Consider the following 11,561-nt stretch of genomic DNA (forward strand, 5'->3'; position numbering starts at 1 on the left):
AGAAGTGTTAGCCCTGGCCTTTCCCCATTCGGCTGTTGGCTTTCCGCCTCAAACCCCACAACCTCATGCCGCTTCCTGGGACGCGCCTCTGCCCAGGGAAGGACGTATTGGCTTATGCCCCCATCGATACGGATCCTTCTGATTGAAGATTCTTCCGACGAAGCTGGTCAGATCCAGCGGTTTCTCCACGAGACGGAAGAACAATTCGCGCTCGCCCATGTCGAGCGACTCGAGGATGGTCTGTCTCATCTGCGGCAAGGGGAAGTCGATGTTGTGCTGCTCGATCTCGATCTGCCCGATAGCGCCGGGGTCGCTACAATCCAGTCGGTTCACAGCCAGTTCCCTCGTGTTCCAATGGTGGTGCTTGCGAACCGTTCCGACCGGGAACTTGCTTCGCGGGCGATCCAGGAAGGTGCCCAGGACTGCCTCCCCAAGGAACAAATCGATTCCGGATCACTGACGCGATCGATCCGTTACGCCATCGAGCGAACGCACCGGCAGTTGGCCGAGTCGACCCTCGAAAACTCCGAAGCACGCTATCGTGGGCTGGTCGATACGCTGCCGGTATGCGTATTGCAAAAAGATCTCGACGGCCGGTTCATCTTCGCCAACCAGGCCTACAGCGAGTTCACCGGGCACGTCGTCGCCGATATCCTCGGCAAAACGGACTTCGATCTTTCGCCCCACGATGTCGCCGAGAAGTTTCGCGACGATGATCGCAAAGTCGCCGCGTCTGGTCAGCAGTTTCGCGACATTGAAGAGAACACCACCGATGGCCATACGACCTGGGTCGAGGTCATCAAGTCCCCCATTCGCGACGCCCAGGGAACCATTGTCGGCACCCAGGCAATCTTCTGGGACGTGACCCAGCGTCAGATGGCAATCGAAACCTTGCGCAACGCTAAGGAAGCCGCCGAAGAGGCGAACCGGGCCAAGAGCGAATTTCTGGCGAACATGAGCCACGAGATCCGTACGCCGCTTAACGCTGTGATCGGCATGGCCGAACTGCTTCTCGATACGTCACTCACCCAGACGCAGCGTGACTATCTGAAGATGGTCCACGAGTCGGGCGAGTCGCTTCTGTCGGTCATCAACGACATCCTCGACTTCTCGAAGATCGAAGCCGGCAAGCTCGATTTGATCTCGAAGCCGTTCGACATTCGCGAAACGGTTGGCGACATGATGAAGCCGCTCGGGATACGGGCCGGCAGCAATGGCCTGGAATTGACCTGCCATTTTGCCCCAGAAGTTCCAGCGGTGATCGAGGGAGACTCACATCGATTACGTCAGATTGTGGTGAACCTGGTTGGCAACGCGATCAAGTTCACCGAACAGGGCGAAATCGACTTCGACGTCTCGGTCGAATCGACCGATGGCGATAACGTGTTGCTCCACTTCCAGGTTCGCGATACCGGCATCGGCGTACCGGAAGACAAGCTGAGCACAATTTTCGAGGCATTCGAACAAGCCGATTCCGGATCGACGCGGCACTATGGCGGTACCGGTCTGGGACTGGCAATCTGTGCTCGACTCGTCGATCTGATGCGCGGCGAAATCTGGGTCGAGAGTGAAGTTGGCACGGGAAGCACATTCCACTTTAAAGCTCCCTTCCCGATCAATCGCGTTAGCCCGATTGGCCAGCCGCGATCGGCGGCCCGTATCCAAGGCACGCATGTGCTGATCGTCGACGACAACGCCACCAATCGAACCATCCTCGACGAAATCGTGCGCAGCTGGGGAATGCGGGCCCAGTCGGCCGCTAACGCGGACCAGGGTCTGACCATGCTGAAGGAAGCCAAGTCAATCAACGATCCCTACGCGATCCTGTTGACCGATGTCGAAATGCCAGGACGGGATGGGCTCGATCTGATTACCTCGATGCGGGCGATCCCCAGTTTGGAGAAAACGCTGGCGATCGTGCTCAGCTCCTCCGATCGACCTTCGACGCGTGGCCGCGGCGAAAACCTCGACATCAGTGCCTTCCTGATGAAACCGGTGAAACAGTCCGAACTGTTCGACGCGATCATTGTCGCTTTGGGCGTCGCCGCGCCCGAGGACGATCACGAAGGATCGACCGCGAGTCGACTGCCACGGATTCGTCCGTTGAATGTGCTGCTGGCCGAAGACAACCGAGCCAATCAAAGGCTGGCCATCGCGCTGCTGGAAAAATGGGGGCATACGGTCACCCTTGCTACCACCGGCAAAGAAGCGGTCCAGATGTGGGAAGCCAATACGTACGACTTGATCGTGATGGATGTACAAATGCCTGAAATGGACGGCCTTCAGGCGACGCAGACTATCCGCCAGCACGAACAACGTCGGGGGGGACACATTCCGATCATCGCGATGACTGCTCATGCGCTTTCGGGCGATCGTGAAAAATGCCTTGCCGCCGGAATGGATGGCTACACTTCGAAGCCGCTCCGAATCCAGGAACTGCACGACGCTATTTCGCAGTTCTTTGCGTCTTCAGAGCCAGCCGCGGTGTCGCCGCCCGCCGTCACAAGGCCGAGTTCGATGGATTGGTCGCATGCACTTCGGGCTTGCGATGGCGACAAAGACCTGTTATTCGACCTGTTGCATCTGTTTTTGGAAGAAACGCCAGAACTGCTCAGTCAGCTCGACGAGGCGATCGCCGGCAGGCAAAAGGACTCGATCTATCGAGCAGCCCATACAATTGTGGGCTCGCTGCGGATTATCGGGCCGACCGAAGCAGGCCAGATTGCAGTCGAGATCGAGAAACGTGCCCGTAGCGAAAGCATCGATGGAGTCGAAAAGCTTTCGGAAGACTTGCGAGGCAGCCTGGATCAACTGCTATCATTGGCTGCCAACGTCGTTGAGGGCCGCGAGACGTTACCCTAAACCGCTACTCTAGGGGGATTCATGCGGCTGAATACGCATGTGTGCCAGTTATGACTGTTCCGCAATCTGTGCGGCCCCAAATTCATGATCCAGTTTCGCGAATGGGAATAAGATTCGCATAGATTGGGATCTACATTTCCTGGACGTGTTACAACCGTGAGGAACACGGAGACACGCTAGATTAGCGCGCACGATTAGCATCTTTTGTGGGCATCCCACGGGGACCCGCAGAATAAGACGGGAGAAGTATGCCAGAAGCGGAATGGGAACGGTTGTCCTCGGAAGCCCAGAGGGAAAAGGGTGCCAACTGGAGGCGTTGGGGACCCTACCTGGCGGAGCGTCAGTGGGGCACCGTTCGTGAGAGCACGGCCGAAAGCGATCCATGGTTGAATTTCACCCACGAGGAAGCCACTTGGCGAACCTATCGATGGGGCGAAGACGGCCTGTTGGGCATTTGCGACCGCCAGTGTCGCCTCTGCTTTGGGCTGGCCCTATGGAACGAGAACGACCCGATCTTGAAGGAACGTTTATTTGGGCTGACCGGTCCGGAAGGGAACCACGGGGAAGACGTCAAGGAAGCGTATTACTACCTCGATTCGACTCCCACGCATTCGTACATGCGGGCCCTGTATAAGTACCCCCAAGCCGAGTTCCCCTACCAGCATCTTCGCGAAGAGAACGCCCGTCGATCGCGCCAAGAGCCGGAGTACGAACTGACCGATACCGGCATCTTCGACGAGAAGCGCTACTTCGACGTCCAAGCGGAGTACGCCAAAGCGACCGCTGAAGATGTCCTCATCCGCATCACCATCTCGAACCGTGGACCGGAAGACGCCCCGCTGCATTTGCTACCCACCTGGTGGTTCCGCAATACGTGGGCCTGGGGACCAACTCTCGAGAAGCCCGAAAAGAAACCATCCCTCACCCAAATCGGTCCGGACGAAGTTCACGTCAAGCACGAGACCCTCGGCCAATACCGCATCTACGTCGATGCCGGCCCCGATGGCGAGCAGCCGACCTGGATGTTCACTGAAAACGAAACGAACACCTGGCGGTTTGAGGATCCCAACAGTCGTCGCCCTTCCTGCAAAGATGCCTTCCACCTGTCTGTGGTTGAAGAAGTCGATGGAGTCGTCAATCCAACACCATCCGGCACCAAGGCCGCTCCGCACTTCAAGTGTGTTGTGCCGGCAGGTCAATCGGTCCAGTTCCGCTTGCGTTTGGCTCCGATCGACGATCTGCCGGTGCAGCCATTCGGTGCCAGTTTCGACGACGCCTTCGATCAACGGATCGACGAAGCCAACCGCTACGCCAAGTCGCGTGTCGCACCAGGGCTTTCGGTCGAAGAACAAATGATCCTCCGTCAGGCCGACGCCGGCTTGCTGTGGACCAAGCAGTTCTATCACTACGTGATCCCGCGCTGGCTCGAAAACAAGAACAATCCCAAGAAGGACCAGGGCCATCCGATGCCAGGGCAGCCAAGCCCTCGTAACGCGGACTGGGGTCACTTGTACAACCGCAACATCATCTCGATGCCGGACAAGTGGGAATATCCTTGGTATGCGGCCTGGGATTCGGCGTTCCATTTGATTCCGTTCGCCAAGATCGATCCGTTCTTCGCCAAGGATCAGGCCATTCTCTTCCTGCGAGAATGGTACATGCATCCCAACGGGCAACTGCCGGCTTACGAATGGAACTTCAGCGACGTCAATCCGCCGGTACACGCTTGGGCCTGCTGGCGGGTCTATCAGATGACCGCCGCCGAAGGAAAGCCGGACCGCGTCTTCCTGGAACGTGTATTCCAGAAGTTGCTGTTGAACTTCACCTGGTGGGTTAACCGAAAAGACATCCGCGGCAAGCACGTCTTTAGCGGTGGCTTCCTCGGTCTCGATAACATCGGAATCTTCGACCGCTCGAAACCGCTGCCGACAGGTGGCCACCTCGAGCAAGCCGACGGTACGGCCTGGATGGCGTATTTCTGCAGCAGCATGCTGTCGATCGCCTTCGAGCTGGCCGATGGCAACCCTGCCTACGAAGACATGGCGTCGAAGTTCTTCGAGCATTACGTCTCGATCGCGGAAGCGATGAACTCGCTCGACGGTACCGGTCTGTGGGACGAAGAAGATGGCTTCTACTACGATCACTTGCACCTCAACGGCCGCAGCATTCCGCTGAAGATTCGCTCGATCGTCGGGCTGATTCCTTTGCTGACGGTCGACGTGCTATTCGATCGGACAATGGAGAAGCTGCCTGAGTTCCGCAAGCGTATGGAATGGTTCCTGAAGTTCCGTCCGGAACTGGCCAAGTTCATGACCTACATGGAACACGAACCGAACGGCTCGGACGAAGGTCGCCGCCTGCTTGCGATCCCAACCAAGGAACGCTTGCTGCGAATGCTGCGTTATCTTTTGGACGAGGACGAATTCCTCTCGGCGTATGGAATTCGCTCGCTGTCGAAATACCACGAGCAGCATCCGTTTGAATACGAACTCAACGGCGAGAAGCTGTGCGTCCAGTATCAGCCAGCCGAATCAGACAGCGGTCTGTTCGGGGGCAACTCGAACTGGCGTGGTCCGATCTGGTTCCCACTGAACTACTTGATCATCGAAGCACTCGAACGATATCACCAGTTCTATGGCAACACGATGCGTGTCGAATGTCCTGCTCGTTCAGGCAAGTACATGAATCTGCAAGAGGTCGCCGACGAAATCCGGAAGCGTCTGTCAAAGTTGTTCCTGGCCAATGCCGAAGGGGATCGACCGAGCTACTGCCGCAGCGATGTCCTGCTGAGCGATCCGAACTGGCGTGATCTGGTGCTGTTCTACGAGTACTTCGATGCGGAAACGGGCAAGGGTCTCGGAGCGAGCCACCAGACCGGTTGGACCGCACTGATTTCGCCGATCCTCGATACGCTCGCCACGCGGCGTCATCACAAGAAGACACCGCAGCAGCCAGTCGAACAGCCGATGCCGACCGAAGAACACGTTTGAATTTCGTAGTCAGCATCTGAAACACCTTACGGGGCAGGCCTTTGGTCTGCCTCGTTTTTTTGTGGACATCGATGATACGCTTTCCCACTGCATTCCGCCGAATCTAGTCGCCGGTCAGGTGGGAAGGAAGAGGCGATCAACGATCCCAATTTCACGATCACGACAGTCCACTTGGCCAGCGTCAGTCGCGTCCGCATCAGCTCGACCATCTCGGCATCTCTCCGCATTGGTTTCCATCGTCGTCTCTCTCGCGAACCCGCTACTGCGCCGACTGCTATACCAGAGACCTCAAAACGTTTTGCATTGCCCGAATTGCGAGAGTAGATTGAACCCCACCTGCCTCAAGCCTTTCCCTTTCCGAGCCACGCCATGCGAAACTGGATCAGGTTCTTTCTGCCGTCGCTTTGCCTCGCCTTCGTTTCGATCGCTGCCGCGGCACCGGCTGAGTTGACTCGGCCCCTGCCTGATACTTTTCCAGACTTGTACGCTTGGCGAGATACCTGCAACGTTTACGTCTGGAAACATCAGGACGAGGCTCTGCTGATCAACATTGCCGATGGCTCCGTCGTCGATCATTTGCCGAAGATTGGCGTGAAGAAGGTGACCTGTCTGCTGCTGAACAATCACCATCGCGAAAACCTGCAAGGGATCGGGCGGCTCGATCTGGAGACGGTTCAGATCGTCGCCTCCACGATCGAAGCAGAGATCCTGGCTTCGCCGACCATATTCCGCAAATGGCAACCAAAACTCGGAGACCAGTATTCGGTCTACGGCGCTAGCTACGTTCGTCCACCCAATACACCGATCGAAGTCGATCAGGTTCAAGCAGCCGGGTCGAAGTTCACGTGGCACGACTTGACGTTCGACTGCCTTTCGACGCCAGGACATTCCCCTGGCGAGATGACCTACGTGATTCGCCAGCACGATCAAACCGTCGCTTTCAGTGGCGGGCTGATGCACGACGGTGCCAGGCTAACCAACTGGTTCGATTCGGAATGGGACTACGGCTTTGCCGCCGGCATTGACGCGCTGCTCACGTCAGTCGAACAGCTAGGCACTCGCAAGATCGACGTCGCTCTTCCAGTGCAAGGGCCCCCGATCCATAACGCTACGCAGCAGCTGGAAGCCTACCGTCAGCGATTGCAGACGTTTCGGGCCGAGTACGTTCGCGGCTATCCGGTCTTCGATAAAGATCCCGCCAAACGGGACCGGATCTCGGTTCCGACGAAGGTGCCCCATCTGAATCGAGTCACGCCCCACCTTTACAAGTTAAGTCACGATTTTCAGGGTCGCAATTTTGCGATGCTGATCTCCGACGAAGGACACGGGCTGATCCTCGACTGTGGGCTCTTTCCGGCCGAAGTTCTCGACGAAATCATCGTTGGGGCGCGGCAACACTTAGGCCTGAAAAAGATCGACGCCTTCTGGATCTCGCACATGCATGGCGATCACTTCCTGCTCGGGCCCATGCTGAAGGAGAAGTATGGGGCTAAGGCGTGGACGCTCGACAAGATCGTCGACCGCTGCGAGAATCCGTCCCGGTACGACTACGCGGCGCTGGTCAACACGTACGGTGATGGCTTCGACGGGATGAAGATCGACAAAGGCTTTCGCGCCGGCGAACGAATCGACTGGCAGGGCTATCAGATCCAGGTCGACTGGTTGCCGGGGCAAACCGAGTTTGGTTGTTGCCTGTGGCTCGATATTGATGGCAAACGCATTGCGTTCACCGGCGACAATCTCTTCGGCGATCCCACCGATGAAACCCAAACCGCCCACGACTGCGTCGTCTGCCGCAACAGTGCCATTCTGGAAGAAGGGCACATTCTAGGGAGCCAATATTTGCTCGACTTGAAACCCGACATCGTGATGGCTGCCCACTCGTACGTCATGCCGGAGCCGGAAGGCATCTTGCGACGATACCACACCTGGTCGAAGCAGATGGCACAACTCTACCGCGAGATGCTACCAGAAACGAACTACGAATACCTCTTCGATCCGTATTGGGTTTCGGCCTATCCGTATCGAGTCGACCTGAGCGATGGTCAGCCCCAGATGGTCGAGGTGACGGTCCGTAACTTTCGCGATTCCCCGCAACAACATCGCATTGAACTGGTTCTTCCGCCTGGCATCACGGCTAAGCCTACGGTGCTAAAGGGAACCGTTCTCCCTCGGAGCCGGCAAAAGTTTTCGATTGAACTGCAAGCCAGCGGCGAGCTTTCCCGGCCGGGGATTCAGATCATTCCGTTCGACATCGAACTCGACGGAGAGCACTACGGCCAATGGTTCGATTTCATCGCTCGAACTGAAAAGAGTTCGCCCGCAGAATGATCGGGCGGCAAGGGAACAGTGGCGCGAGGCGGATTCGCGTCGAGCCACTGTTCGATTTCCAAGACCTACGGTCGGGCTGAACCAGGGTCTTTGTAATCCAGCAGGAACTTTCGTCGTTCCTGGAAGAACTTCTTCAGCGACGCCCCCTGGTTTTCGCGACCAGATTCTTCGACCGAGGTCACTTGTTGGAAGCCTTCGAGCGAACCAAGCTTCCGCGTGTCGGTGACGACGTCCGCTTCAATCAACTTGGCGTGTTGCGTGATCACTGGCTCGATCTCGCCGGGGGCCATCGACTTTTCGGCGATCTCGCGGACGTACTCCAAATACTTCTTTCGCAGATTTGGCACCGCCAGAAGCTTGCTGCGAAGAGGCATCCGTGGATTATCGATCGACACGAGCGGATCGAGTTCGACACCGCCGTGGCCTGGGCCACCGGGGCCCCCCATGCCACCTCGCCCGCCAGGACCACCTGGGCCTCCACGGCGGAAACCTCGTTCATTCGGCTCACCACCCGGAGGGCCGAACCCTTGCGGTGGATTGTTGCCCGGCTGGGCCTGACCACGATTGCCTTCGCGATTTGGTGGACCTTGGAACCCGCCTGGTCCCATGCCTGGAGGTGGCCCTTCAGCGCCACCCCGTCCCATTCCCATCGGAGGTCCTTCACCGCCACGGCCCATGCCGCGCGGTGGACCGCCCGGCCCACCGGGTCCGCCTGGGCCACGGCCTACGCCGCGACCATCTGCGAACGCTTCGTTCATATCGTGAGGGATCAGGTGAAAGCGTTTGTCGCTATCGAGGAACAGGTAGTAGTCGCTCGCTCGCGTCCAGTAGCCATCGCTGTTGACCAAGGCCACGTCCAACGCGAGAAACTTCAGCGTTTCGTCGATGTCGAGCAGTGGCTCCAGTTCGCGTTCCAGCTTCTCAGGTGGGGTTTCTTCCAGCGTGCGGCACAGTCGAATGAGAGCCGCCCATGCCTTCTTGCCATCGTTCGACTTCATGTCGTAGCGGCGTTCGTACTCTTCAGTCGATTCCCCCATGTAACGCAGACCACCGTCACCATTGGGACTTCCGCTGACCTTCCAACGGGTCCCCTTCGAAGGATCGAAGTGTTCGGAAATGAAGGTCTTGTCGAACTGCTGGACGTTCGCATAGACGCCCCAGCTTTCGCCGTTGATGACCACGCGAACGTGATTCACCTTCGGAACAGGTATGTATTGACTGGCGATATGCGAGTAAAGCACCGTGCTGAGCAGCGATTCATCTCCGGCACAGTTGAGCAGGTTCAGCGTTTTGTATCCAAGGAGTTCCTGATCTTCGTCAGCCAAGTCTAGCTTGACGTTGAACGATCGCTTGTAGCCGGTCGGCACCATGAAGTACGAGGACATTCCACGAAATCGCATTCCGACGTTCGGATAGACCTTGCCATCCACCGTCAGCTTCGCAGGCACCTCGACATCGGTTCCGTGGAAGTCTTCCAACTCCTTTTCCCAGTCTTCGTTTTCGAACTCGAAGAAGAGGGTGCGTAAGGCGGTTGGCTCGTATAGCCCTGCATCGGAATAAGTTTTGACGTCTGCCGGAGCAAGCTGCGGGCCTGGGCTCGGGGCAGGTCGATTCCCACCTCCACGACGGCCACCGCCACCTTCCGATTTGGCCTCTTCGCGGGCTTTCGCGCGTTCTGCTTGATCGAGCCAACCGTTCTCGTCCAGGTCGAACTCTTTGACCAGCTTGCGATCTTCACGACCGCCCCCAAAACCAAAGCCTCCGCCAAAACCGCCGGGACCTCGGAATCCCCCTTGGCGACCACCTGGTCCGCCAGGTCCACCAGGACCTCCAAAACCAGGAGGTCCTTGGGCGACGGAAGTTGTTGTGAAAAGGGATACCAACAGGAGTAATCCCAGCGAAATGATCGAACGTTTCATAAGGTAAACTCTCGAGTCTTGATGGCGAAGGTGCAACTTCGTAGCAGCCTTGGCCGTTAAGCTTGATTCTCTGGATTCGGGCCGGATGGCTTCACCCAGATAGTGAGCGTGGCTTTGTTTTGTGGTAGATCAATCGTTTTGATTTCGACTTGAACGACATCCAGGCCCGTTCTCTGTCGTAGATCATTCAACAGCATTTCCCGATGGTCATCTCCCAACCATTCAAGGCGGTCGTACTCGATGCTGTACTTGGGAAGCTTGTCCTTCTTATTTCCCTTGCCGTTGCCGTTGCCGTTGGTGGCTTCCTTTTCGTTTCCGGCGTTGGGCTTCACCTTTTCCGGATCCGCCCCTACCAAGGTTTCCTTCAACAGCATCGAAGCAAAGATCACCGAGTTCACCACCGCGACTTCGGCGTAGCTGGTCTTCTTATTCGCCAAAGAGTTGATGACTGCGATCCCAATCACGATGAACAAGTAAGTCATCTCTTTGGGCCGAATCGAATCCGTTCGATACCGCAAGACGCCGAACACCGCGAACAGACCAAGCGCCAGTCCGAGGTCAAGTTCGAGCTTCTTCATCGTGAAGCAGATGAAAAACACCACGATGTTCAACATCACCGCCGTGAAGGCGAACTCTCGCTGCCGCTGACTGGGATAGATCCCAAACACAACAATCAGCGAAAGAAAAAACAGGTTGATCAAGAACCGGACCAGCAACTTGTACAGGTCAGTATCGAAGAGAGGGACTTCCAGGAATTCCATAAGCGCACGTAAAGGTCTGTTTCGGATCGAGTGATTCGACCGACGGAAATCGGCTGAAGACAGGCGATCGTCGTTCCACGTGGCGAGAAGATATGCCAGAAAGGCCAAGGGCTGGTGGATAACGAACCGCGATAGAATGTTAAACCTGCGTTAAGATCGCAAGTTCCGGCCAGCAGGAAAGAAAAGTCCGGTTTTTACCGTTGATTGTCTCAGACGCTCGATTGATGGACCACTAAACCCCCGCGCATTCTGTTACACGGTCCCCTGCCCGAAAAGGGTTCGTCACGCTGACCATTGGCTGAGGGGGACCGCGAAGTCAACGGAACGGGGACGTTGCTGGTTCCGTCTCGGAGCTAGCAATCAACCAGCTAGTCGGCCGCACTTCCTCTCCCGCATGCACAGGATCGTTCGAGACTCTTTACTGCCCCGCGCAACAAAAAACCGGACTGGCAATCACCAGACCGGTTTGATGTAAATTGAGGCTGTCAAACAGCTTAGAAGTAGCGGCAGAGGGACTCGAACCCCCGACACGCGGATTATGATTCCGCTGCTCTAACCAGCTGAGCTATGCCGCCTTAGGAACTCTAGAAGTTAATTTTTCCGGTCTAGTTCGTCAACGGGGGGCCGACCTCTTGCTAAACAAAGTTGTCGGTGGGGCGGCTTACCATTGGAAAATGCGGAATAGATCGACCGTTTGC

Annotated in this window: 5 protein-coding genes and 1 tRNA gene; 3 read left to right on the forward strand and 3 right to left on the reverse strand. The window is 56.9% G+C overall.

Translation table 11 applies throughout. The annotated features are described in order from the left end of the window. Nucleotides 1-114 precede the first annotated feature (114 nt). The 3 genes from ABD890_RS18250 to ABD890_RS18260 all read left to right on the forward strand — a co-directional run bounded on the left by ABD890_RS18250 (nucleotide 115) and on the right by ABD890_RS18260 (nucleotide 8,183). Nucleotides 115-2,862, forward strand: coding sequence for a hybrid sensor histidine kinase/response regulator (locus tag ABD890_RS18250; RefSeq protein ID WP_345093048.1), 2,748 nt, complete (start codon nucleotides 115-117; stop codon nucleotides 2,860-2,862). Between the two features lie 248 nt (nucleotides 2,863-3,110). Then, nucleotides 3,111-5,852: an MGH1-like glycoside hydrolase domain-containing protein gene (locus tag ABD890_RS18255; protein ID WP_345093050.1), complete on the forward strand. Its 2,742-nt coding sequence runs from the start codon at nucleotides 3,111-3,113 to the stop codon at nucleotides 5,850-5,852. A 369-nt stretch (nucleotides 5,853-6,221) separates the two neighbouring features. Continuing rightward, entirely contained in the window at nucleotides 6,222-8,183 is a 1,962-nt protein-coding gene (locus tag ABD890_RS18260; protein WP_345093053.1) for an MBL fold metallo-hydrolase, read from the forward strand. 65 nt (nucleotides 8,184-8,248) lie between these two features. Here ABD890_RS18260 and ABD890_RS18265 read toward each other — a convergent pair whose 3' ends face one another. The 3 genes from ABD890_RS18265 to ABD890_RS18275 all read right to left on the reverse strand — a co-directional run bounded on the left by ABD890_RS18265 (nucleotide 8,249) and on the right by ABD890_RS18275 (nucleotide 11,438). After that, the gene (locus tag ABD890_RS18265) at nucleotides 8,249-10,102 is read right to left on the reverse strand and encodes a CotH kinase family protein (protein ID WP_345093056.1); all 1,854 of its coding nucleotides are present in this window, start codon (nucleotides 10,100-10,102) and stop codon (nucleotides 8,249-8,251) included. 56 nt (nucleotides 10,103-10,158) lie between these two features. After that, complete coding sequence (locus ABD890_RS18270; RefSeq protein ID WP_345093059.1) at nucleotides 10,159-10,863, reverse strand: DUF4956 domain-containing protein; 705 nt, start codon at nucleotides 10,861-10,863, stop codon at nucleotides 10,159-10,161. A gap of 501 nt (nucleotides 10,864-11,364) precedes the next feature. Further along, nucleotides 11,365-11,438, reverse strand: a tRNA-Met gene (locus tag ABD890_RS18275). Nucleotides 11,439-11,561: the final 123 nt, after the last annotated feature.

Source organism: Bremerella cremea (assembly GCF_039541315.1).
Taxonomy (GTDB): domain Bacteria; phylum Planctomycetota; class Planctomycetia; order Pirellulales; family Pirellulaceae; genus Bremerella; species Bremerella cremea.